This window comes from Pseudomonas sp. TWI923, from assembly GCF_039673365.1.
GTDB classification, from domain to species: domain Bacteria; phylum Pseudomonadota; class Gammaproteobacteria; order Pseudomonadales; family Pseudomonadaceae; genus Aquipseudomonas; species Aquipseudomonas sichuanensis.
Genome location: NZ_JBDJLM010000047.1, coordinates 16,622 through 38,776 on the forward strand (window position 1 = coordinate 16,622; position 22,155 = coordinate 38,776).

29 protein-coding genes are annotated in these 22,155 nt (G+C 62.6%); 16 read left to right on the forward strand and 13 right to left on the reverse strand.

Annotated features, from left to right (window positions below; translation table 11 throughout):
- Positions 1 to 8 precede the first annotated feature (8 nt).
- Entirely contained in the window at positions 9 to 530 is a 522-nt protein-coding gene (gene yjgA, locus ABE459_RS17435; protein WP_125465349.1) for a ribosome biogenesis factor YjgA, read from the reverse strand.
- Between the two features lie 109 nt (positions 531 to 639).
- On the opposite strand from yjgA, the gene pmbA reads away from it, so the two are divergent.
- From pmbA to ABE459_RS17465, 6 genes are all read left to right on the forward strand, one after another.
- Complete coding sequence (pmbA, locus tag ABE459_RS17440) at positions 640 to 1,986, forward strand: metalloprotease PmbA (RefSeq protein ID WP_125465348.1); 1,347 nt, start codon at positions 640 to 642, stop codon at positions 1,984 to 1,986.
- A gap of 174 nt (positions 1,987 to 2,160) precedes the next feature.
- A complete protein-coding gene (locus tag ABE459_RS17445; RefSeq protein WP_125465347.1) occupies positions 2,161 to 2,562 on the forward strand; it encodes a FagA protein in 402 nt (133 codons plus the stop codon).
- The gene (locus ABE459_RS17450; RefSeq protein ID WP_323831426.1) at positions 2,555 to 3,931 is read left to right on the forward strand and encodes a class II fumarate hydratase; all 1,377 of its coding nucleotides are present in this window, start codon (positions 2,555 to 2,557) and stop codon (positions 3,929 to 3,931) included. The genes ABE459_RS17445 and ABE459_RS17450 overlap by 8 nt, the downstream gene beginning before the upstream one ends.
- Before the next feature lie 25 nt (positions 3,932 to 3,956).
- A complete protein-coding gene (locus ABE459_RS17455; protein ID WP_323831424.1) occupies positions 3,957 to 4,418 on the forward strand; it encodes a hypothetical protein in 462 nt (153 codons plus the stop codon).
- A gap of 1 nt (position 4,419) precedes the next feature.
- Positions 4,420 to 5,031 (forward strand): superoxide dismutase, encoded by a 612-nt coding sequence (locus ABE459_RS17460; RefSeq protein WP_258705016.1) that lies wholly within the window; start codon positions 4,420 to 4,422, stop codon positions 5,029 to 5,031.
- An 11-nt stretch (positions 5,032 to 5,042) separates the two neighbouring features.
- Positions 5,043 to 5,936: a ZIP family metal transporter gene (locus ABE459_RS17465; RefSeq protein WP_125466243.1), complete on the forward strand. Its 894-nt coding sequence runs from the start codon at positions 5,043 to 5,045 to the stop codon at positions 5,934 to 5,936.
- Positions 5,937 to 5,939: 3 nt separating this feature from the next.
- Here ABE459_RS17465 and ABE459_RS17470 read toward each other — a convergent pair whose 3' ends face one another.
- From ABE459_RS17470 to ABE459_RS17525, 12 genes are all read right to left on the reverse strand, one after another.
- Entirely contained in the window at positions 5,940 to 6,260 is a 321-nt protein-coding gene (locus ABE459_RS17470; protein ID WP_323831421.1) for a helix-turn-helix transcriptional regulator, read from the reverse strand.
- Positions 6,253 to 6,624, reverse strand: a complete 372-nt coding sequence (locus tag ABE459_RS17475; protein ID WP_323831418.1) for a type II toxin-antitoxin system RelE/ParE family toxin — start codon at positions 6,622 to 6,624, stop codon at positions 6,253 to 6,255. Before ABE459_RS17475 ends, ABE459_RS17470 begins: the two co-directional genes overlap by 8 nt.
- 92 nt (positions 6,625 to 6,716) lie before the next feature.
- Positions 6,717 to 6,989: an HPr family phosphocarrier protein gene (locus ABE459_RS17480; protein ID WP_125860083.1), complete on the reverse strand. Its 273-nt coding sequence runs from the start codon at positions 6,987 to 6,989 to the stop codon at positions 6,717 to 6,719.
- A 20-nt stretch (positions 6,990 to 7,009) separates the two neighbouring features.
- Positions 7,010 to 7,864, reverse strand: coding sequence for an RNase adapter RapZ (gene rapZ, locus ABE459_RS17485; RefSeq protein WP_125860081.1), 855 nt, complete (start codon positions 7,862 to 7,864; stop codon positions 7,010 to 7,012).
- Between the two features lie 2 nt (positions 7,865 to 7,866).
- Positions 7,867 to 8,331: a PTS IIA-like nitrogen regulatory protein PtsN gene (gene ptsN, locus ABE459_RS17490; protein ID WP_110993433.1), complete on the reverse strand. Its 465-nt coding sequence runs from the start codon at positions 8,329 to 8,331 to the stop codon at positions 7,867 to 7,869.
- Positions 8,332 to 8,343: 12 nt separating this feature from the next.
- Positions 8,344 to 8,652: a ribosome-associated translation inhibitor RaiA gene (raiA, locus tag ABE459_RS17495; RefSeq protein WP_110993432.1), complete on the reverse strand. Its 309-nt coding sequence runs from the start codon at positions 8,650 to 8,652 to the stop codon at positions 8,344 to 8,346.
- A gap of 78 nt (positions 8,653 to 8,730) precedes the next feature.
- A complete protein-coding gene (locus tag ABE459_RS17500; protein WP_125860080.1) occupies positions 8,731 to 10,224 on the reverse strand; it encodes an RNA polymerase factor sigma-54 in 1,494 nt (497 codons plus the stop codon).
- Positions 10,225 to 10,408: 184 nt separating this feature from the next.
- On the reverse strand, positions 10,409 to 11,134 hold the full coding sequence (lptB, locus tag ABE459_RS17505; protein WP_110993430.1) for an LPS export ABC transporter ATP-binding protein: 726 nt from the start codon (positions 11,132 to 11,134) through the stop codon (positions 10,409 to 10,411).
- Entirely contained in the window at positions 11,135 to 11,659 is a 525-nt protein-coding gene (lptA, locus tag ABE459_RS17510) for a lipopolysaccharide transport periplasmic protein LptA (protein ID WP_110993429.1), read from the reverse strand.
- Positions 11,646 to 12,218, reverse strand: a complete 573-nt coding sequence (gene lptC / locus ABE459_RS17515; protein ID WP_125465340.1) for an LPS export ABC transporter periplasmic protein LptC — start codon at positions 12,216 to 12,218, stop codon at positions 11,646 to 11,648. The genes lptA and lptC overlap by 14 nt, the downstream gene beginning before the upstream one ends.
- An 8-nt stretch (positions 12,219 to 12,226) precedes the next feature.
- Positions 12,227 to 12,751, reverse strand: a complete 525-nt coding sequence (locus ABE459_RS17520; RefSeq protein WP_125465339.1) for an HAD family hydrolase — start codon at positions 12,749 to 12,751, stop codon at positions 12,227 to 12,229.
- A complete protein-coding gene (locus tag ABE459_RS17525; protein ID WP_125465338.1) occupies positions 12,752 to 13,726 on the reverse strand; it encodes a KpsF/GutQ family sugar-phosphate isomerase in 975 nt (324 codons plus the stop codon).
- Between the two features lie 246 nt (positions 13,727 to 13,972).
- On the opposite strand from ABE459_RS17525, the gene ABE459_RS17530 reads away from it, so the two are divergent.
- From ABE459_RS17530 to hisC, 10 genes are all read left to right on the forward strand, one after another.
- A complete protein-coding gene (locus ABE459_RS17530; protein WP_110993425.1) occupies positions 13,973 to 14,782 on the forward strand; it encodes an ATP-binding cassette domain-containing protein in 810 nt (269 codons plus the stop codon).
- Positions 14,782 to 15,579, forward strand: a complete 798-nt coding sequence (gene mlaE / locus ABE459_RS17535; RefSeq protein ID WP_110993424.1) for a lipid asymmetry maintenance ABC transporter permease subunit MlaE — start codon at positions 14,782 to 14,784, stop codon at positions 15,577 to 15,579. The genes ABE459_RS17530 and mlaE overlap by 1 nt, the downstream gene beginning before the upstream one ends.
- Positions 15,579 to 16,064: an outer membrane lipid asymmetry maintenance protein MlaD gene (gene mlaD / locus ABE459_RS17540; RefSeq protein WP_110993423.1), complete on the forward strand. Its 486-nt coding sequence runs from the start codon at positions 15,579 to 15,581 to the stop codon at positions 16,062 to 16,064. The genes mlaE and mlaD overlap by 1 nt, the downstream gene beginning before the upstream one ends.
- 9 nt (positions 16,065 to 16,073) lie before the next feature.
- Positions 16,074 to 16,727 carry an ABC transporter substrate-binding protein gene (locus ABE459_RS17545; RefSeq protein ID WP_258705014.1) on the forward strand — a complete coding sequence of 218 codons (654 nt, stop codon included), beginning with the start codon at positions 16,074 to 16,076 and terminating at the stop codon, positions 16,725 to 16,727.
- On the forward strand, positions 16,724 to 17,026 hold the full coding sequence (locus ABE459_RS17550; RefSeq protein WP_258705013.1) for an STAS domain-containing protein: 303 nt from the start codon (positions 16,724 to 16,726) through the stop codon (positions 17,024 to 17,026). The genes ABE459_RS17545 and ABE459_RS17550 overlap by 4 nt, the downstream gene beginning before the upstream one ends.
- A gap of 118 nt (positions 17,027 to 17,144) precedes the next feature.
- Positions 17,145 to 17,384: a BolA family protein gene (locus tag ABE459_RS17555; protein ID WP_110993420.1), complete on the forward strand. Its 240-nt coding sequence runs from the start codon at positions 17,145 to 17,147 to the stop codon at positions 17,382 to 17,384.
- Between the two features lie 23 nt (positions 17,385 to 17,407).
- A complete protein-coding gene (murA, locus tag ABE459_RS17560; protein WP_110993419.1) occupies positions 17,408 to 18,673 on the forward strand; it encodes a UDP-N-acetylglucosamine 1-carboxyvinyltransferase in 1,266 nt (421 codons plus the stop codon).
- 93 nt (positions 18,674 to 18,766) lie between these two features.
- Complete coding sequence (hisG, locus tag ABE459_RS17565; protein WP_011532429.1) at positions 18,767 to 19,402, forward strand: ATP phosphoribosyltransferase; 636 nt, start codon at positions 18,767 to 18,769, stop codon at positions 19,400 to 19,402.
- Positions 19,403 to 19,528: 126 nt separating this feature from the next.
- A complete protein-coding gene (hisD, locus tag ABE459_RS17570; protein ID WP_125465334.1) occupies positions 19,529 to 20,851 on the forward strand; it encodes a histidinol dehydrogenase in 1,323 nt (440 codons plus the stop codon).
- Positions 20,852 to 20,853: 2 nt separating this feature from the next.
- Positions 20,854 to 21,900: a histidinol-phosphate transaminase gene (hisC, locus tag ABE459_RS17575; RefSeq protein ID WP_258705012.1), complete on the forward strand. Its 1,047-nt coding sequence runs from the start codon at positions 20,854 to 20,856 to the stop codon at positions 21,898 to 21,900.
- Positions 21,901 to 22,155 lie beyond the last annotated feature (255 nt).

A 22,155-nucleotide genomic window follows, 5' to 3' on the forward strand; every position in this document is an offset into this window, starting at 1 on the left:
CGATGGGCTCAGCGCAGGCCGCGCTGGGACTCGTCGAGCTCGCGGATGTACTTGAACACTTTACGCATGGCAGCAGGCGGCTTGTTCCGCGCCTTCTCGTGCTGGGCATGACGGATCAGCGAGCGCAGTTGCTGGCGGTCGGTGTCGGGGTACTCGTTGACGAAGCGCTCGAGGTCCTCGTCGTTGCCGTCGATCAGGCGGTCACGCCAGCGCTCCAGGTTGTGGAAGCGCTCGTTGTACTGACGGGTCGAGCTGTCGATCTGGTCGAGCACGGCATGGATGGCGTCCAGGTCCTGCACGCGCATCAGCTTGCCGACGAACGACATGTGGCGTTTACGGGCACCGTGCGCTACGTGCTTGCTGGCCTCGGCCAGCGCCTTGCGTAGCTCGTCGGTCAGCGGCAGGCGCGCCAGGGTGTCGGCCTTGAGGGTGGTGAGGCGCTCACCGAGTTCGACCAGCGCATGCAGCTCGCGCTTGATCTGGGTTTTGCTTTTTTCGCCATCGAAGGCGTCGTCGTAAGAATCAACCATGGGGGCCGTCCGCAAGAAATCGCCGCCATGATAACCAGTCGGGGGCCGCTTGTCCGGCCCGGTCGTAGAATGACCCAAGCCGTACGCAGAATTTTCAGTGGAGAGAACCATGAGTGCAGTCCAGAGCGTAGGCCCCAAGGACCTGCCGGCGTTGCAGGAACAGGTCGAAGCGATCGTCGCCGAAGCGCGCCGCCAGGGTGCCAGCGCCTGCGAAGTGGCGGTGTCGCTGGAGCAGGGCCTGTCCACCAGCGTGCGCCAGCGCGAAGTCGAGACCGTCGAGTTCAACCGCGACCAGGGCTTCGGCATCACCCTCTACGTTGGCCAGCGCAAGGGCTCGGCCAGCACCTCGGCCAGCGGCCCTGAGGCGATCCGTGAGACCGTCGCGGCGGCACTGGCCATCGCCAAGCATACTTCCGAAGACGAATGCTCGGGCCTGGCCGATGCGGCGCTGATGGCCCGGGAGCTGCCCGACCTCGATCTGTACCACGATTGGGACATCGAGCCGGAAAAGGCCATCGAGATGGCGTTGGCCTGCGAGGCTGCCGCCTTCGATGCCGACAAGCGCATCCTCAATGCCGATGGCACCACCCTCAATACCCATCAAGGTGTGCGGGTGTACGGCAACAGCCATGGCTTCATCGGCGGCTACGCCTCCACCCGCCACAGCCTGAGCTGCGTGATGATCGCCGAGGGTGACGGGCAGATGCAGCGTGATTACTGGTACGACGTCAATCGCCAGGGCCATTTGCTGGCCGACCCGAGCAGCATTGGCGTGCGGGCCGCCCAGCGCGCCGCCAGCCGCCTGGGGGCCCGACCGGTGCCGACCTGCGAAGTGCCGGTGCTGTTCAGCGCCGAGTTGGCGGGCGGCCTGTTCGGCAGCTTCCTGTCGGCGATCTCCGGTGGCAACCTGTACCGCAAGTCGTCGTTCCTCGAAGGCACCCTTGGCCAGCGCCTGTTCCCTACCTGGCTGACCCTGGACGAGCGCCCGCATCTTCCGCGAGCGCTGGGCAGTGCCTCGTTCGACGGTGATGGCCTGGCCACTTACGCCAAGCCGTTCGTCGACAAGGGTGAGCTGGTCTCCTACATCCTCGGTACTTATTCCGGGCGCAAGCTGGGGCTGCCGAGCACCGCCAACTCCGGCGGTGTGCACAACCTGTTCGTCACCCATGGGGTCGAGGACCAGGCGGCGTTGATCCGGCGCATGGGGCGCGGCCTGCTGGTGACCGAGCTGATGGGGCATGGCCTGAACATGGTCACCGGCGACTATTCCCGAGGTGCGGCGGGCTTCTGGGTAGAGAACGGCGAGATCCAGCATGCGGTGCAGGAAGTGACCATCGCCGGCAATATGAAAGACATGTTCCAGCAAATCGTGGCGATTGGCAGCGATATCGAAACCCGCAGCAATATCCACAGTGGCTCGGTCCTGATCGAGCGGATGACTGTAGCGGGCAGCTGACTCGAAAGCCTGCGCAGCCGTTTCATGGGAGCGGCGCACCGCCGCTCCCACGCTGTAAGCATCTTGTGCACTCTGACCCGGCCATCGCGCCGGGTTTTTTATTTGCCCTTTGGCTATCTTGAATTGATTCTATTTATCAATTAATAATGAATATCATTATCGAGTCAGCCGGCGATGATCTTCATGAAAACCGTCCTCCACGAACTGCCCTACCTGGAAAACTGGCGCTGGCTCAGCCGGCGCATTCGTTGCGCCCTGGCGCCTGACGAGCCCCGCCTGATCGAGCACTACCTGGCCGAAGGCCGTTACCTGGTGTGCTGCACCGAGACCTCGCCCTGGACAGTGGCAATGACCTCGTTCCGTCTGCTGCTGGATACCGCCTGCGACCGCATGCTGCCCTGGCACTGGCGCTGCCTGTGCCTCGACCAGGCATGGCGCCCGTTGCTCGACCTGCGCAACCTCGATCGTCAGGCGCATGACGAGCGCTGGCAACCCTTTGCGATGCAACTGGCCACCTGTGTGCTGTTGCCGTCGATTTCTCCCGAAGAACTGATGCAAGGACTTGAAGATGAGTGATACCCGTATCGAGCGTGACAGCATGGGTGAACTGCAGGTGCCGGCCCAGGCCCTGTACGGCGCCCAGACCCAGCGCGCGGTCGACAACTTCCCGGTCAGCGGCAAGCCGATGCCGGCCCAGTTCATCCGCGCCCTGCTGCTGGCCAAGGCGGCCGCGGCCAAGGCCAATGTCGAACTGCAGCAACTGAGCCCGGAGCAGGGCGGGGCAATCGTCAAGGCCGTGGAGCAACTGTTGGCCGAAGATTTCATCCAGCACTTCCCGGTCGATGTGTTCCAGACCGGCTCCGGCACCAGCTCGAACATGAACGCCAACGAGGTGATCGCGACCCTGGCCAGCCGTGTGCTCGGCGAGCAGGTCAATGCCAACGACCACGTCAATTGCGGCCAGAGCAGCAACGACATCATCCCCACCACCATCCACGTCAGCGCCGCCCTGGCCCTGCATGAGCAGTTGCTGCCGGCCTTGCGTCACCTGACGCAGGTAATCGAGAGCAAAGCCGTCGAAGTGCACAAGTACGTCAAGACCGGCCGCACCCACCTGATGGATGCCATGCCGGTGCGCATGAGCCAGGTGCTCGATGGCTGGGCGGCGCAGATCAAAGGCGCCCAGGCCCATGTCGAGGCCACGCTGCCAAGCTTGCAGGCGCTGGCCCAGGGTGGCACCGCGGTCGGCACCGGGATCAATGCCCATCCGCAGTTCGCGGCTGGCTTCGCTCGCCAGCTCAGTGGCCTGACCAAGGTCGAGTTCACCCCAGGCCGGAACCTGTTCGCCCTGATCGGCTCCCAGGACACTGCCGTGGCGTTGTCCGGCCAGCTCAAGACCACCGCGGTGGCGCTGATGAAGATCGCCAACGACCTGCGCTGGATGAACTCCGGCCCGCTGGCCGGCCTCGGTGAAATCGAGCTGCAGGGCCTGCAGCCGGGTTCGTCGATCATGCCGGGCAAGGTCAACCCGGTGATCCCGGAGGCTACCGCGATGGTTGCAGCCCAGGTGATCGGCAACGACGCCACCATCGCCGTGGCGGGGCAGTCGGGCAACTTCGAGCTCAACGTGATGCTGCCGGTGATCGCCCGCAACCTGCTGGAAAGCATCGAACTGATGGCCAACGTCAGCCGCCTGTTGGCCGACAAGGCTATCGCGACCTTCAAGGTCAACGAAGGCAAGCTCAAGGAAGCGTTGTCGCGCAACCCGATCCTGGTCACCGCGTTGAACCCGATCATCGGTTACCTCAAGGCTGCCGAAATCGCCAAGACCGCCTACAAGCAGGGGCGCCCGGTCATCGACGTGGCGCTGGAGCACACCGACCTGTCCCGCGACCAGCTCGAAGCGCTGCTGGACCCGGAAAAACTCACCGCCGGCGGCATCTGAGCCAAGGCTGCCCAGGAGGCACGTCATGCAGCACTGGAGACGCACCACGCAAAACGCCAATCGCCTGTTCGACCAGGGCGAGCTGGTCGATGCCCGGGAACACTACCTGCAAGCGCTGGCCTTGGCCCAGGTGCTGTTCGAGCGCTGGCATGACGTCGATGAGGCGGTGGCCGCGCTGGTCATCGCCCATCACAACCTGGCCGACCTGCACCTGCGGCTGAACCAGCCGCACGAAAGCGCCGACTACCTGTGCGCTGCGCACCAGGCATTGCTTCAGGCCAGCCAGGAGCAACGTCTGCCCCAGGCGTTGCGCGATGCCGCGCTGCGCCACAGCGCACGCACCTACACCGAGTTGCTGAGTTTCATCGCCGACTATGGCCAGTACCCGCGCACCGAACGCCTGCTCAATCGCCAGGCGCCGGCTGCCAGTGAACTGGTCGCACAAACGGACCTCACGCTTCGTACACCTGCTCATGGAATCCACTGACATGCCCCATACCTTGCCTGCACTGCCTTATGCCTACGATGCGCTGGAGCCGCACATCGATACCCAGACCATGGAGATCCACCACAGCAAGCACCACCAGACCTACATCAACAACCTCAATGCCGCCATCGAGGGCACCGAGTGGGCCGAATGGCCGGTGGAGCGGTTGGTTGGCGCGGTCAAGCAGTTGCCCGAGAAGCTGCAAGGAGCAGTGATCAACCAAGGCGGCGGCCACGCCAACCACACTCTGTTCTGGACGGTCATGTCGCCCAAGGGCGGAGGCGAACCGCAAGGCGAGGTGGCCAAGGCCATCGATGCCCAGTTGGGTGGTTTCGAGGCGTTCAAGGAAGCGTTCACCAAGGCCGCGCTGAGCCGCTTCGGCAGTGGCTGGGCCTGGCTCAGCGTCACGCCGGCGAAAACACTGGTGGTGGAAAGCAGTGGCAACCAGGACAGCCCGCTGATGCACGGCAACACGCCGATCCTGGGGCTCGACGTGTGGGAGCATGCCTACTACCTGAAGTACCAGAACCGTCGCCCGGAATACATTGGTGCTTTCTACAACGTGGTCGACTGGGCCGAAGTGGAACGCCGCTACCTTGAAACCCTGAAGTGAGTCGAACCGGTATGCGCTCCGAGGTGATGTCTGTCAGCAGTGTGCGCCTGTTCCGCCTGGCGCTTGGGACCTTGCTGTTGCTGGTTGGCACCGCGCTGCTGGTGGCGCGCGGCATCGCCTGGCTGGACCTGGAACCGCGCATGTTGCGTGCCCTGGAGGGCGGTGCACTGTGCGCACTGGGCACGGCATTGGGCGCGGTACCGGTGCTGGTGATTCGCAACATGCCTGTGGCGCTGGCCGACACCTTGCTTGGCTTTGGCGCCGGGGTGATGTTGGCCGCCACCGCGTTCTCGTTGATCATCCCGGGGCTGGAGGCGGCCCAGGCCATCGGCTACAGCCCCTGGGGCGCCGGTGGCTTGATCAGCGGCGGCCTGCTGTTCGGGGCGTTGTGCCTGTTTCTGGTCGATCTCAGGGTTTCCGGCGCCTCGCCGGAGGCCCTGGTCGGCAGTGATCGGCAGCCGGTGATCGCGGCACGGATCTGGTTGTTCGTCATCGCCATCATCGCCCACAACATTCCCGAAGGGATGGCCATCGGCGTGTCTGCCGGCGGTGGCATGCCCGATGCCGACAGCCTGGCCATGGGCATTGCCCTGCAGGATGTGCCGGAAGGGCTGGTAATTGCCCTGGTATTGGCGGGGGCCGGGATGCCGCGCTTCAAGGCATTCCTGATTGGCGCTGCGTCCGGGCTGGTCGAGCCGCTGGCGGCGGTCATCTGCGCCTGGTTGGTGAACATTGCCGAACTGCTGTTGCCGCTGGGCCTGGCCTGTGCGGCGGGGGCGATGCTGCTGGTGGTGACCCAGGAAATCATTCCCGAATCACGCAGCAACGGGCATCACCGCCTGGCGAGCCTGGGGTTGTGCGTGGGCTTCTGTCTGATGATGGTGATGGATACGGCGATGTCCTGAGTGTCAGGCGAAAATCACTTCCACCCGGCCTTCGCGCCGGGTCTTGGGGGCTTCCTTGACCACGATCTGTATGTCCCGGCCCAGGCGGGCGAGGCAATCGATCATCTTGCTTTCGCTGATGCCACGGAATTTGCCGCGAGTCAGGGCGGAGACCTTGGGTTGGCTCAGGCCGAGCAGCTCAGCGGCCTGTAGTTGAGTGAGCTGGCGTGCCTTGATGATGCTGCAGATCTTGCTGGCCAGGCGGGCCTTGACCAGCATCTCGCTGGCGTCGGCAAGGTGCAGTTCGGCATAGACGTTGTCTGTGCCTTCTTCGATTTCAATCATGTGTTTTCCCCTTCGAGTGAGCCTGTGCCAGCTTCAGGCGGGCATGAATCAAATCCACGTCATGCCTTGAGGTTTTGATGCCGCTGCGGGATTTCTTCTGGAAACAGTGCAGCACGTAAACCGCGTCGACCAGGCTGATGGTGTATACCGCACGATAGGTGTCGCCGTGATGGTCTTCGACCACCTCGAGCACGCCGCCGCCTGAAAACCCTTTAAGCACCTTTGCCTGCCAGTGCTTCTCGCCTTCCTGAGCCTGATACAGAGCAAAACCGAACACATCTTGGACATCAGCCGGGAGTGCCTGGATATCCTTTCGGGAGCTACCAACCCAGAACAGGCGTTTGACATTCTTGATCGCTTCCATGAGATCGCCTCGAATCTATACCCATATTGGTATAGTGGCAATCAGACGATCATTCACACCGACAATTGGTAGCGGATGTTACGCGGGGAGGGTTACTCGCCTTCGTCGAAGAAGTTGTTGATCAGCGCCACCAGCGCTTCGAGGGCGTCGTTGTCCTGCTCGCCTTCGGTGAGCAGATGCACCTGGGTGCCCTTGCCGGCGGCGAGCATCATCACCGCCATGATGCTCTTGCCGTCCACCAGTTTGTCCGGTGCGCGGCCGACCCGCACCTGGCAGGGGAAGCGCCCGGCCACGCCGACGAACTTGGCCGCCGCGCGGGCATGCAGGCCCAGCTTGTTGATGATGGTTATTTCGCGGGCGGGCATCGTGTGGCGGATCCTGTGGGCTAGAGGTCGCGGTGGCGGACCTGGACGTTTTTCAGGGATTGCTGGAGCAACTGGCCGAGCCGTTCGGTGATGTACACCGAGCGGTGATGGCCGCCGGTGCAGCCGATAGCGATGGTGACATAGGCGCGGTTGCTGGCGGCGAAGCGGGGCAGCCATTTAAGCAAGTAGCTGGAGATGTCCTGGAACATCTCGTCGACGTCCGGCTGGGCGGCCAGGTAGTCGATCACCGGCTGTTCGAGCCCGGAGTGGTCACGAAGTTCCGGCTTCCAATAAGGGTTGGGCAGGCAGCGCACGTCGAATACCACATCGGCATCCACTGGCATGCCTCGCTTGAAACCGAAGGATTCGACCAGAAAGGCGGTGCCGGGCTCGGGCTGGTTGAGCAGCCGCAGCTTGATCGAGTCGCGTAGCTGATACAGGTTCAGTCGGGTGGTGTCGATCTTAAGGTCGGCCAGGTCAGCGATGGGGCCCAGCAGCTCGCTTTCTACCCGGATGGCCTCGGCCAGCGAACGGTTCGCGTTGGTCAGCGGGTGGCGGCGGCGGGTTTCGGAAAAGCGCTTGAGCAGGGTTTCTTCGTCAGCGTCCAGATACAGCACATCGCACTGGATATGCCGGGAGCGTGCCTCTTCCAGCAGTTCGGGGAAGCGCGTCAGGTGGCTGGGCAGGTTGCGCGCATCGATGGAGACAGCCACTTTGGGCTGTTGCAACTCGGTGTTGATCAGCGCGTTTTCCGCCAACTGCGGCAACAACCCGGCAGGCAGGTTGTCGATGCAGTAGTAGCCATTGTCTTCCAGCACGTCGAGGGCGGTGCTTTTACCCGAGCCGGAGCGGCCGCTGACGATGATCAGGCGCATGTTCAGGCCTCGTTCTGGACGTCCAGGACCACCTGGTAGAGCGCTTCGTTGCTGTTGGCAGCACGCAGGCGCTTACGCACATCCTCGCGATCGAGCATGCTGGCGATCTGGCGCAGCAATTCAAGGTGCGCATCGGTCGCGGCTTCAGGGACCAGCAGGACGAACAGCAGGTCCACGGGCGCGCCATCGATGGCGTCGTAATCGATGGGAGCTTCCAGGTGCAGCAGGGCACTGACGGGTGCTGAGCAACCCTCGAGCCTGCAGTGGGGAATGGCGATGCCATTGCCAAAACCGGTGGAGCCGAGCTTTTCGCGGGCAATCAGCTTCTCGAAGACGTCTTGCATCTCGAGCTCTGGGATTTGCTCGGCAATTACAGTGGCGACCTTTTCGAGGGCGCGCTTCTTACTGCCGCCCGGCACGTTCACGAGGGAACGGCCGGGGGTCAGGATGGTTTCAAGTCGGATCATGGATGAGGGGGATCAGCGGGCGGCTGCGCCTTGCAGCAGGCTTTGCTGTTTTTCCTTGTGTTTTTTCAGTTGGCGGTCGAGCTTGTCGGCAAGCGCGTCGATCGCGGCATACATGTCTTGGTGTTCGGCATTGGCAACAACTTCGCCACCGGGTATCTGGAGCGTGGCTTCAACCTTTTGCTGCAGCTTCTCGACTTTCATGATCACCGTCACGTTGGTGATCTTGTCGAAATGACCCTCCAGTCGGGCGAGCTTTTCGAGCACGTAATCGCGCAGTGGTTGGGTGACTTCTACATGCTGTCCACTGATGTTGACTTGCATACAGCTTCTCCTTTGTTGCCCGTGCATAAAGAGGCAGGTATTGCACCTGCCACTGAAACGCTATGGCTTACCCAGGGGCTACATCAGTCGCTTGCGCTCACTCGAAGGGGCGATGCCCAACGATTCACGGTACTTGGCGACGGTGCGACGGGCTACCTGGATGCCTTGTGCCTCCAGTAAACCAGCGATCTTGCTGTCACTCAATGGCTTTTTCTGATTTTCCGCGGCGACCAGTTTCTTGATGATCGCGCGGATCGCCGTGGACGAGCATTCGCCGCCTTCGGCAGTGCTCACGTGGCTCGAGAAAAAGTACTTGAGCTCGTAGATGCCGCGTGGCGTGTGCATGTATTTCTGTGTGGTGACCCGGGAAATGGTCGACTCATGCATGCCCACCGCCTCGGCGATGTCGTGTAGCACCAGCGGCTTCATGGCCTCGTCGCCGTGGTCAAGGAAACCGCGCTGGTGTTCGACGATCTGGGTCGCCACTTTCATCAGGGTTTCGTTGCGGCTTTGCAGGCTCTTGATGAACCAGCGCGCTTCCTGCAACTGGTTGCGCATGAAGGTGTTGTCGGCGCTGGTGTCGGCGCGACGCACGAAACCTGCGTACTGCGGATTGACCCGCAGGCGCGGCACGGCTTCCTGGTTGAGCTCGACCAGCCAGCGTTCGTTGTCCTTGCGCACTATGACGTCCGGCACCACGTATTCGGGTTCGCTTGACTCGATCTGTGAGCCAGGGCGCGGATTGAGCGTCTGCACCAGCTCGATGACCTGGCGCAGTTCGTCCTCCTTGAGCTTCATGCGGCGCATGAGCTGGCTGTAGTCGCGGCTGCCGAGCAGGTCGATATAGTCGCTGACCAGGCGCTGAGCTTCGCTCATCCACGGCGTCGAGGCCGGCAGCTGGCGCAGTTGCAACAACAGGCACTCACCCAGGGAGCGGGCGCCGATGCCAGCGGGCTCGAACTGCTGGATGCGGTGCAGCACCGCCTCTACCTCGTCCAGCTCGATGTCGAGCTCGGGGTCGAAGCCGGCGCAGATTTCTTCGAGGGTATCTTCCAGGTAGCCCTGGCCGTTGATGCTGTCGATCAGGGTGACGGCAATCAGCCTGTCGGTGTCGGACATCGGCGCGAGGTTGAGCTGCCAGAGCAGGTGGCTTTGCAGGCTCTCGCCCACGGACGTGCGGGTGGTGAAGTCCCACTCGTCATCATCGTTGCTGGGCAGGCTGCTGGCGCTGGTCTGGTAGATGTCTTCCCAAGCGGTGTCGACAGGCAGCTCGTTGGGGATGCGCTCGGCCCACTCGCCTTCTTCCAGGGTTTCGGTGTTGCCGGTGGTTTCCTGGAAGCTGGTGTCCTGGGCTTCGGCGACCGGTTTGCTTTCGGCGTTGTCCGCCATCGGGTCGCTGTTGTCGAAGTCGTCGCCGTCTTCCTGGCGTTCGAGCATCGGATTGGATTCCAGCGCCTCCTGGATTTCCTGCTGTAGGTCCAGGGTGGAAAGCTGAAGCAGACGAATGGCCTGTTGCAACTGCGGGGTCATCGTCAGTTGCTGGCCCATTTTTAGGACGAGCGATGGTTTCATGGCAGGGGCTTAATACCTTGTTAGCCGGCGCACATGCGCCATCTACTACCTGTAGGGCGCTGGGCGCCGATTTTAAGCAAGTTCGTATGCAACTCGTATGCCTGAAATTCTAGCGCTTGCCTAGAGCACAGTAACACTTAAGCCCTGAACGGGCGTGTGCGCCAGTGCTCCAGGCGGGCCTGGATCAGAGGCGGAACTCGTGACCCAGGTAGACCTCCTTGACCAACTGGTTGGCCAGGATGGTCTCGGCGTCGCCCTCGGCGATCAGTTGACCATCGTTGACGATGTAGGCCGTCTCACAGATGTCGAGCGTCTCGCGAACGTTGTGGTCGGTGATCAGCACGCCGATCCCCTTGTTCTTGAGGTGGTGGATGATCTGCTTGATGTCGCCCACAGAGATCGGGTCGACGCCGGCGAACGGTTCATCCAGCAGGATGAACTTGGGCGCGGTGGCCAGGGCGCGGGCGATTTCGACACGGCGGCGTTCACCACCGGAAAGGCTCATGCCGAGGTTGTCGCGGATGTGGCTGATGTGGAATTCCTGCAGCAGGCTTTCCAGCTCCTTGCGCCGGCCGTCGCGGTCGAGGTCCTTGCGGGTCTCGAGGATGGCCATGATGTTGTCGGCCACCGACAGCTTGCGGAAGATCGAGGCTTCCTGCGGCAGGTAGCCGATGCCGGATTGGGCGCGGCCGTGCATGGGCTGGTGGCTGACGTCGAGGCTGTCGATCAGTACCCGGCCCTGATCGGCCTGTACCAGGCCGACGATCATGTAGAAGCAGGTGGTCTTGCCGGCGCCGTTAGGGCCGAGCAAACCGACGATCTGGCCGCTGTCGATGGACAGGCTGACGTCGCGAACGACTTGCCGGCCTTTGTAGCTCTTGGCCAGGTGCTGGGCTTTGAGGGTTGCCATTTACTCGGCCTTTTTCTTCGGTTGAATGACCATGTCGATGCGCTGACGTGGTGCAGTCACGTTGCCGCCGCGGCCGGCGGTCGCCACCTGGGTTTTGGTGTTGTAGACGATCTTCTCGCCTTCGGTGGTGTTGCCTTCGTTCTCGACCTTGGCGCGGTCGGTCAGGATGACCATTTCTTTTTGCGCCTGGTACTGGATGGTCACGGCCCAGCCTTTCATCTTGTCCGGCTTGGCAGCGCTCTGCTGCTGCTCGAAGTAGGCCAGGTTGCCCACCGAGGTGACCACGTCGATGTCGCCGTTGGCGGCGCGGGTCATGGTCACGGTGTTGCCTTTGATCACCATCGAACCTTGGGTGATGATCACGTCGCCGGTGTAGGTGGCCACACCCTGCTTGTCGTCCAGGTGCGCGTTGTCGGCCTGGATGCGAATTGGCTGGTCACGGTCGTTCGGCAGGGCGAAGGCGCTCGCGCTTCCCAGTGCTACGCCCAGGCTGAGCAGAAGGGGGATGGTTTTAACGAGCCTCATACTGTCCTCTTACGTTAGAGAGCAGGTCCATCCTGCCTTCTTTCAAATACGCTTTCATTCCTTTGCCCGTAGTCGTGCCACCGGCGCCGTCGATTCTAACGGCTTGCTCGGTCTGCGCATATTGCTTCTGCGGGAACACGGTCATGCGTGTGCTGGTAATAATGGTTTGACGTTGCTTTTCGTCGGTGCGGGCAACCCGCACGTTGTCGATCAATTCGACTTCGGTGCCGTCCGGGTTGACCTCGGCGCGCGTGCTCTGCACATGCCACGGGTACTCGGTGCCGCGATACATGTGCAGGTCGGGCGTGGTCACCAGGGTGACTTCGCTGGCCTTGAGGTGCTCGACCTTGTCGGCGGTCATTTCGTATTGCAGCTTGCCGTCAGGCAGGAACTGCACGCTGTGAGCGTTGATCGCGTAGTAGTCGATGGCGCTCTCGTCGGTCTGCGCGACTGGCTTGTCGAGGAAGCTCTCGGGGCTGATGTTCCAGTACCCGACGGCCGCCAGCACGGCGGCTATCACGCCAAGCAGCGCGAAATTTCTGATTTTCTTGCTGAACATGGGGGGCCTTAGAGGTAGTGGGCGTTGGCAGCGTCCAGGGTGCCCTGGGCCTGCATGATCAGTTCGCAGAACTCGCGGGCGGCACCCTCGCCGCCGCGTGCCTGGGTGACGCCGTGGGCGTGCTGGCGAACGAACGGCGCGGCATTGCTTACCGCCATGCCCAGGCCCACTCGGCGAATCACCGGCAGGTCGGGCAGGTCGTCACCCAGATAAGCCACCTGTTCGTAGCTTAGATTGAGTTCGGCAAGCAGGCCGTCCAGCACCACCAGCTTGTCCTCGCGCCCCTGGAACAGGTGCGGGATGCCGAGGTTCTTCGCCCGGCGCTCGACCACCGGCGTCTTGCGCCCGCTGATGATCGCCGTGGTGACGCCTGCGGCCATGAGCATCTTGATGCCGTGGCCGTCGAGGGTGTTGAAGGTCTTGAATTCGCTGCCGTCTTCAAGGAAGTACAGGCGGCCATCGGTGAGCACGCCGTCAACGTCGAACACCGCCAGCTTGATGGCCTTGGCGCGTTGCATGAGGTCCTGGTTCATTTACATCACTCCGGCGCGCAGCAGGTCGTGCATGTTCAGGGCGCCGGTCGGCCGGTCGCTCTGGTCGACAACGACAAGTGCGCTGATCTTGTGGTCTTCCATGATTTTGAGCGCCTCGGCGGCGAGCATCTCGGCGCGGGCGGTCTTGCCGTGCACGGTCATGACTTCATCGATGAGGGTCTTGTGCACGTCGATATTGCGATCGAGGCTGCGGCGCAGGTCGCCGTCGGTGAAGATCCCGGCCAGCGTGCCGTCGTGCTCCAGCACCACGGTCATGCCCAGGCCCTTGCGCGACATTTCGATCAGCGCGTCCTTGAGCAGGGTGCCGCGCTGCACCTGGGGCAGTTCGTCGCCGGCATGCATCACGTTCTCGACCTTCAGCAACAAGCGGCGGCCCAGTGCCCCACCAGGGTGGGAGAAGGCGAAGTCTTCGGCGGTGAACCCGCGCGCTTCCAGCAGGGCGATGGCCAGTGCATCGCCCAGGGCCAGCGAGGCGGTGGTGGAGGAGGTCGGTGCCAGGTTGAGCGGGCAGGCTTCCTGGGCGACGCTGGCGTCGAGGTTGACTTCGGCGGCCTGCGCCAGCGGCGAGTCCGGGTTGCCGGTCAGGCTGATCAACTGGATCCCCAGGCGCTTGATCAGCGGCAGCAGGGTGACGATCTCGGCGGTGCTGCCCGAGTTGGACAGGGCGAGGATGACATCGTCACGGGTGATCATGCCCATGTCGCCATGGCTGGCTTCGGCCGGGTGCACGAAAAATGCCGGCGTGCCGGTGCTGGCGAGGGTGGCGGCGATCTTGTTGCCGATATGCCCGGATTTGCCCATGCCGACCACGACTACCCGGCCCTTGCTCGCCAGGATCAGCTCGCAGGCCTTGACGAAGTCACCGTCGATGCGGGCCAGCAGTGCCTGCACAGCCTCGAGTTCCAGGCGCAGGGTGCGCTGGGCGGATTGGATCAGCTCGCTGGATTGGCTCATGTCGAAAACGCAATGCCTGATGAAAAGGCGGCGATTATAGCCGCAATGTGTGAAAGGCTCATCCATTCGATTGTCGTAAGAAAGCAACGCAAGGCTGTCGCCTGCCTGAACAGCCGGATTTGCGGCCTTGGGGGCGTGCCATCTGCGGTGCTATAGTTCGCCGCTGTTCGGCCCGCCAGGGACCAGTGTGCCTTCAAGATGAGGGCAGGCGTCCACGAAGACGAGGCTGCATTGCAAGGAGTCTAGATGAGTGTGGATAGCGCCTGCGCGGTCGAGCTGAAGGGAGTCACCTTCAAGCGTGGTTCGCGCAGCATTTTCAGCAACGTGGACATTCGCATTCCTCGTGGCAAGGTCACCGGTATCATGGGGCCCTCGGGGTGCGGCAAGACGACATTGCTGCGTCTGATGGGCGCACAGTTGCGGCCGTCCAGCGGTGAAGTCTGGGTCAATGGCCAGAACCTGCCCGCGTTGTCGCGGGGCGACCTGTTCGATGCGCGCAAGCAGATGGGCGTGCTGTTCCAGAGCGGCGCCCTGTTCACCGACCTCGATGTCTTCGAGAACGTCGCCTTCCCGCTGCGCGTACACACCGAGCTGCCGGACGATCTGATTCGTGACATCGTCCTGATGAAGTTGCAGGCCGTGGGCTTGCGCGGTGCCATCGACCTGATGCCCGACGAACTCTCCGGCGGCATGAAGCGCCGCGTGGCGCTAGCCCGGGCGATTGCCCTCGACCCGCAGATCCTCATGTACGACGAGCCGTTCGTCGGCCAGGACCCGATCGCCATGGGCGTGCTGGTGCGCCTGATCCGTCTGCTCAACGACGCCCTGGGTATCACCAGCATCGTGGTTTCCCACGACCTGGCGGAAACCGCCAGCATCGCCGACTACATCTATGTGGTGGGTGATGGCCAGGTGCTGGGGCAGGGCACGCCCGCCGAACTGATGGGCTCGGACAACCCGCGTATCCGCCAGTTCATGAAGGGCGACCCGGACGGTCCGGTACCCTTCCACTTCCCTGCGCCAGACTACCGCGCCGATTTGCTGGGGGCGCGTTGATGCGCAGAAAATCCTTACTCGAACGTATCCGTCTGTTTGGCCGCTCGGCCATCGACGTGCTGGCGGTGCTGGGCCGCTCCTGCCTGTTCCTTGGTCACGCGCTGAGCGGTCGAGGTGGTGTCGGCGGCGGCTTCCAGTTGCTGGTCAAGCAGCTCTATTCGGTTGGCGTGCTGTCGCTGGCGATCATCGTCGTGTCCGGGGTGTTCATCGGCATGGTGCTGGCGCTGCAGGGCTACAGCATCCTCGCCCGCTATGGTTCGGAGCAGGCCGTGGGGCAGATGGTTGCCCTGACCCTGCTGCGTGAGCTCGGGCCAGTGGTGACCGGCCTGCTGTTCGCCGGCCGCGCGGGTTCCGCGCTGACGGCCGAAATCGGCAACATGAAGTCCACCGAGCAGCTGTCGAGCCTGGAAATGATCGGTGTCGACCCGCTCAAGTACATCGTCGCCCCACGCCTGTGGGCCGGCTTCATCTCGCTGCCGCTGCTGGCGCTGATCTTCAGCGTGGTGGGTATCTGGGGTGGCTCGTGGGTCGCGGTCGACTGGCTGGGCGTCTACGAAGGCTCGTTCTGGGCCAACATGCAGAACAGCGTTTCTTTCACCGACGACGTGATCAACGGGCTGATCAAGAGCCTGGTGTTTGCCTTCGTCGTCACCTGGATCGCCGTATTCCAGGGGTATGACTGCGAGCCCACCTCAGAAGGGATCAGTCGTGCCACCACCAAGACCGTAGTCTATGCCTCGTTGGCAGTGCTGGGTCTGGACTTTATTCTGACCGCCTTGATGTTTGGAGATTTCTGATGCAAAACCGCACCCTGGAAATCGGTGTCGGCCTGTTCCTCCTGGCCGGGATCCTGGCGCTGCTGCTGCTGGCCCTGCGTGTCAGCGGGCTGTCGGCCAGCCCGAGCAGCGACACGTACAAAGTTTATGCCTACTTCGACAATATCGCCGGTTTGACGGTCAGAGCTAAAGTGACCATGGCTGGTGTGACCATCGGCAAGGTCACGGCCATCGATCTGGACCGCGATTCGTACACCGGTCGGGTCACGTTGCAGCTGGACAAGAACGTCGACAACTTGCCGACCGACTCCACTGCCTCGATCCTGACCGCCGGCCTGCTGGGCGAGAAGTACATCGGCATCAGCGTGGGCGGCGAAGAAGCGGTTCTCAAAGACGGCAGCACCATCCACGACACCCAGTCGGCGCTGGTGCTGGAAGACCTGATCGGCAAATTCCTGCTCAATACAGTGGGCAAGGAACCCAAAGAAGCGCAACCGGCTAATTAAGGAGTTTCCATGATTTCGATCCTGCGACGTGGCCTGCTGGTTCTGCTGGCGGCCTTCCCCCTGCTGGCCATGGCGGCGCCGGGGCAGTCCGCCCGTGATGTCATCCAGGGCACCACGACCCAGTTGCTCAACGACCTCAAGGCCAACAAGGCGCAGTACAAGGCCAACCCCGAGGCGTTCTATACCGCGCTCAACAGCAACCTTGGCCCTGTGGTCGATGCTGACGGCATCTCCAAGAGCATCATGACCGTCAAGTATTCGCGCAAGGCCACCCCGGAGCAGATGCAGCGCTTCCAGGAAAACTTCAAGCGCAGCCTGATGCAGTTCTATGGCAACGCCCTGCTCGAGTACAACAATCAGGGCATCACCGTCGACCCGGCCAAGGCCGAAGACGGCGATCGCACCAGCGTCGGCATGAAGATCACCGGCAACAACGGTGCGGTCTATCCGGTGCAGTACACCATGCAGAAGATCGACGGCGAGTGGAAAGTGCGCAACGTCATCGTCAACGGCATCAACATCGGCAAGCTGTTCCGCGACCAGTTCGCCGACGCCATGCAGCGTAACGGCAACAGCCTGGACAAGACCATCGACGGCTGGGCCGGCGAGGTGGCCAAGGCCAAGGAAGCCGCCGACAACTCGCCGGATAAGGAAGTCAAATGAGCGATGCCGTCGTGAGCATGGCCGAGCCTGGCGTTCTCTGCCTGGCCGGGGTGCTCGACTACCGCAGCGGGCCGGCCCTGCGCCAGCAGGGCAAGGCGCTGATCGCCGGCAGTGGCGAGCAGCGGCTGGTGCTCGACTGCAGCGCGGTGGTCAAGTCGAGTAGCGTCGGGCTGGCCCTGCTGCTGGCCTTCATGCGCGATGCACAGGCGGCTGGCAAGGCCTGCGAAGTGCGCGGCATGCCTGCCGACATGCGGGAAATTGCCGGGGTCTATGACCTCGATGAAGTGCTGGCCGGTTGATGGCTTGCACCAAGGTGAAGGCCCCTCGGTCAGCGTATCCCGTCATGGGCTTCGCAGGCGAGGGGCTTTTTTGTATGATGGCCGACCCGCGCGCGTTGGGCGCCGATCGAGGTTGAGCATGCAGGCCGTAGAAGTCAAAAGCTTTCTGGAAGAGAAATTGCCGGGATCCCGGGTCGAAGTTGAAGGCGAAGGCTGCAACTTCCAGTTGAACGTGATCAGCGACGAGCTGGCCGGCCTGAGCCCGGTCAAGCGTCAGCAGGCGATCTATGCTCACCTCAATCCGTGGATCGCCAACGGCGCCATTCACGCGGTAACCATGAAATTCTTCAGCAGCGCAGCCTGGGCTGAGCGCACCTGAGCCAACTTGGCGGCGAGACACAAATGGACAAACTGATTATCACTGGCGGCCCACGCCTCGACGGCGAAATTCGCATTTCCGGCGCGAAGAACGCGGCCCTGCCGATTCTGGCGGCGACCCTGCTGGCCGACGGCCCGGTTACCGTGGGCAACCTGCCACACCTGCACGACATCACCACCATGATCGAGCTGTTCGGCCGCATGGGCATCGAGCCTGTGATCGACGAAAAGCTGGCCGTGGAGATCGACCCGCGCACCATCAAGACCCTGGTTGCTCCTTATGAGCTGGTCAAGACCATGCGTGCCTCGATCCTGGTCCTCGGCCCGATGGTTGCCCGTTTCGGTGAAGCCGAAGTGGCCCTGCCTGGCGGCTGCGCCATCGGCTCTCGTCCGGTAGACCTGCACATCCGCGGGCTGGAAGCCATGGGCGCGAAGATCGAGGTCGAAGGCGGCTACATCAAGGCCAAGGCCCCCGAGGGCGGCCTGCGCGGCGCGCACTTCTTCTTCGATACCGTCAGCGTGACCGGTACCGAGAACATCATGATGGCCGCAGCACTGGCCAAGGGCCGCAGCGTGTTGCAGAACGCCGCTCGCGAGCCTGAAGTGGTTGACCTGGCCAACTTCATCAACGCCATGGGCGGCAAGGTTCAGGGCGCTGGCACCGACACCATCACCATCGATGGCGTCGAGCGCCTGGCCTCGGCCAACTACCGCGTCATGCCCGACCGTATCGAGACCGGTACCTACCTGGTCGCCGCTGCCGTTACCGGTGGTCGCGTCAAGGTCAAGGACACCGATCCGACCATCCTTGAAGCCGTGCTTGAGAAACTCAAGGAAGCCGGCGCCGACATCACCACCGGTGAAGACTGGATCGAGCTGGACATGCACGGCAAGCGGCCCAAGGCCGTCAACCTGCGTACCGCTCCTTACCCGGCGTTCCCTACCGACATGCAGGCGCAGTTCATTTCGCTCAATGCCATCGCCGAAGGCACTGGCGCAGTGATCGAAACCATCTTTGAAAACCGCTTCATGCACGTTTACGAGATGCACCGCATGGGCGCGCAGATCCAGGTCGAAGGCAATACCGCCATCGTTACTGGCGTCAAGGCGCTCAAGGGCGCTCCGGTGATGGCCACCGACCTGCGTGCTTCCGCCAGCCTGGTGCTGTCGGCGCTGGTCGCTGAAGGTGACACCCTGATCGATCGCATCTACCACATCGACCGTGGTTACGAGTGCATCGAGGAGAAGCTGCAGATGCTGGGCGCGAAGATCCGTCGCGTACCGGGCTAGTAGCCTGCAGGCGCACGGACGCGCCTACCGAATCGAATACCGGCCAGGCTCACTGCCTGGCCGGCTGTAGCCGCTTAAGGACCGACGTTTCCCATGTTGACCATCGCGCTATCCAAAGGCCGTATTCTCGACGATACCCTGCCACTGCTGGCCGAGGCCGGTATCGTGCCGACCGAGAACCCGGACAAGAGCCGCAAGCTGATCATCCCCACCACGCAGGACGACGTGCGCCTGCTCATCGTGCGAGCCACCGACGTGCCGACCTATGTCGAGCATGGCGCCGCCGACCTCGGTGTAGCCGGCAAGGACGTGCTGATGGAATACGGCGGCCAGGGCCTGTACGAGCCCCTGGACCTGCAGATTGCCCAATGCAAGCTGATGACCGCTGGCGTCACCGGTGCCCCTGAGCCCAAGGGCCGTCTGCGTGTGGCGACCAAGTTCGTCAACGTGGCCAAGCGTTATTACGCCGAACAGGGCCGCCAGGTCGACATCATCAAGCTGTACGGCTCGATGGAGCTGGCCCCGCTGATCAACCTCGCCGACAAGATCATCGACGTGGTCGACACCGGCAACACCCTGCGTGCCAATGGCCTCGAACCCCAGGAGCTGATCGCCACGATCAGTTCGCGCCTGGTGGTGAACAAGGCCTCGATGAAAATGCAGCACGCCCGTATTCAAAGCCTGATCGACACCCTGCGCAACGCCGTCGAATCGCGACACCGCGGCTGACTTCTGCGCGCGACCTTTGCTGTCGCGCCCGTCTATCCGCGTCATAGCCTTCTTTCTCAGGTGCCCGCGCGGATGGACTGGTAGCCTAGGGCGCCTGAGCATTCGCTAATAATCGAGGCCCTCGCCATGACCGTGTCCACTGCAATTGCCCGTCTCAACGCCGCTGACCAGGATTTCGCCCGACATCTGGATCATCTGCTGAGCTGGGAAAGTGTGTCCGATGACGCGGTCAACCAGCGCGTGCTCGACATCATCAAGGCCGTGCGCGAGCGCGGTGACGCAGCGCTGGTCGAATTCACCCAGCGCTTCGACGGTGTCGACGCCAAGACCATCGATGACCTGATCCTCGACCGTGCCCGCCTGGAGCTGGCGCTGACCCGCATCACCCCGGTGCAGCGTGAAGCGCTGGAGAAAGCCGCCAACCGCGTGCGTCTGTACCACGAGCGGCAGAAGCAGGACTCCTGGCAGTACACCGAAGCCGACGGCACCGTGCTTGGCCAGAAGGTCACCCCGCTGGACCGTGCCGGCCTATACGTGCCGGGCGGCAAGGCGTCGTACCCCTCGTCGGTGCTGATGAACGCGATTCCAGCCAAGGTCGCGGGTGTCGCTGAAGTGGTCATGGTGGTGCCGACCCCGCGTGGCGAGGTCAATGAGCTGGTGCTGGCCGCTGCCTGCATCGCCGGCGTCGACCGGGTGTTCACCGTTGGTGGCGCCCAGGCCGTCGCGGCCCTGGCCTACGGCACCGAAAGCGTGCCACAGGTGGACAAGATCGTCGGCCCGGGCAACATCTACGTGGCCACCGCCAAGCGCCATGTATTTGGCCAGGTTGGTATCGACATGATCGCCGGCCCGTCGGAGATCCTGGTGGTGTGCGATGGCCAGACCGATCCGGACTGGATCGCCATGGACCTGTTCTCCCAGGCCGAACACGATGAAGATGCCCAGGCCATCCTGGTCAGCCCCGATGCCGAGTTCCTCGATCGCGTTGCCGCCAGCATCGACAAGCTGCTGCCAACCATGGAGCGCGCCGAGATCATCGAAAAGTCGATCAACGGCCGTGGCGCCCTGATCCAGGTGCGCGACATGCAACAGGCCATTGAAGTGGCCAACCGCATCGCCCCGGAACACCTGGAGTTGTCGGTGGCCGACCCGCAGGCCTGGCTGCCGCAGATCCGCCACGCCGGCGCGATCTTCATGGGCCGTCACACCAGCGAGGCGCTGGGCGACTACTGCGCCGGCCCCAACCACGTACTGCCGACCTCCGGCACCGCGCGCTTCTCCTCGCCACTGGGCGTGTATGACTTCCAGAAGCGCTCGTCGATCATCTTCTGTTCCGAGCAGGGCGCATCCGAGCTTGGCCACACCGCTTCGGTACTGGCCCGTGGCGAGTCGTTGACCGCTCACGCCCGCAGCGCCGAATACCGCATCCTCACCGAGAAGGGGAATTGAGCATGAGTCGTTTCTGGAGTCCCTTCGTCAAGGACTTGGTGCCCTACGTGCCGGGCGAGCAGCCCAAGCTGGCCAAGCTGGTCAAGCTCAACACCAACGAGAACCCTTATGGCCCATCGCCCAAGGCGCTGGAGGCCATGCGTGGCGAGTTGAACGACAACCTGCGCCTGTACCCGGACCCGAATGGTGACCGGCTCAAGCAGGCGGTGGCCGAGTACTATGGCGTCACCCCGGCGCAGGTGTTTGTCGGCAACGGCTCGGACGAGGTGCTGGCGCACATCTTCCACGGCCTGTTCCAGCACGATGCGCCGTTGCTGTTCCCGGACGTCAGCTACAGCTTCTACCCGGTGTATTGCGGCCTGTACGGCATCCCCTACGAGCAGGTGTCGCTGGACGAGCAGTTCCAGATTCGCGTTTCGGACTACAACAAGCCAAACGCCGGGATCATCTTCCCCAACCCCAATGCACCGACCGGTTGCCTGCTGCCGCTTGAGGCCGTGGAGCAGCTGCTGCAGGCCAATCGGGATTCGGTAGTGGTGGTGGACGAGGCGTACATCGACTTCGGTGGTGAGACGGCCATCAGCCTGGTTGATCGCTATGACAATCTGTTGGTGACCCAGACGCTGTCCAAGTCGCGTTCGCTGGCTGGCCTGCGGGTTGGCCTGGCGGTGGGGCATGCGGACTTGATCGAGGCGTTGGAGCGGATCAAGAACAGCTTCAACTCTTACCCGTTGGATCGGGCTGCGATTGTCGGGGCTGCGGTGGCGTTCGAGGATCGCGAGTACTTTGACGAGACGTGCCGCAAGGTGATCGAGAGCCGTGAGGTGTTGGTTGCGGCGTTGCAGGCGCGGGGGTTCGAGGTGTTGCCTTCGGCGGCGAACTTCATCTTTGCCCGGCATCCGCAGCAGGATGCGGCGGGGATTGCGGCGCGGCTGCGGGAGCAGGGGGTTATTGTGCGGCACTTCAAGCAGGCGCGGATTGCGCAGTTCTTGCGGATTACGGTTGGGACGCCGGAGATGAATCAGGCGTTGCTTGATGCGCTTGATTGATTTGAGTTGATTTGAGTTGTTGATACTGGGGCGAATTGGGGGGATTGGTTTTCTCCTGATTCGCCCTTTGTTGTTGTTGTTGTTGTTGTTGTTGTTGTTGTTGTTGTTGTTGTTGTTGTTGTTGTTGTTTTGAAAGTTTTATGCGCATTCATTTGCGATGTCGACGCATAGTCACCTTTCCGCCCTTACGGCGGCCTACTTTGGTCTTGGCCAAAGTAGGCAAAGCCGCTCGCTCCCATCATACGGCCCCTACGC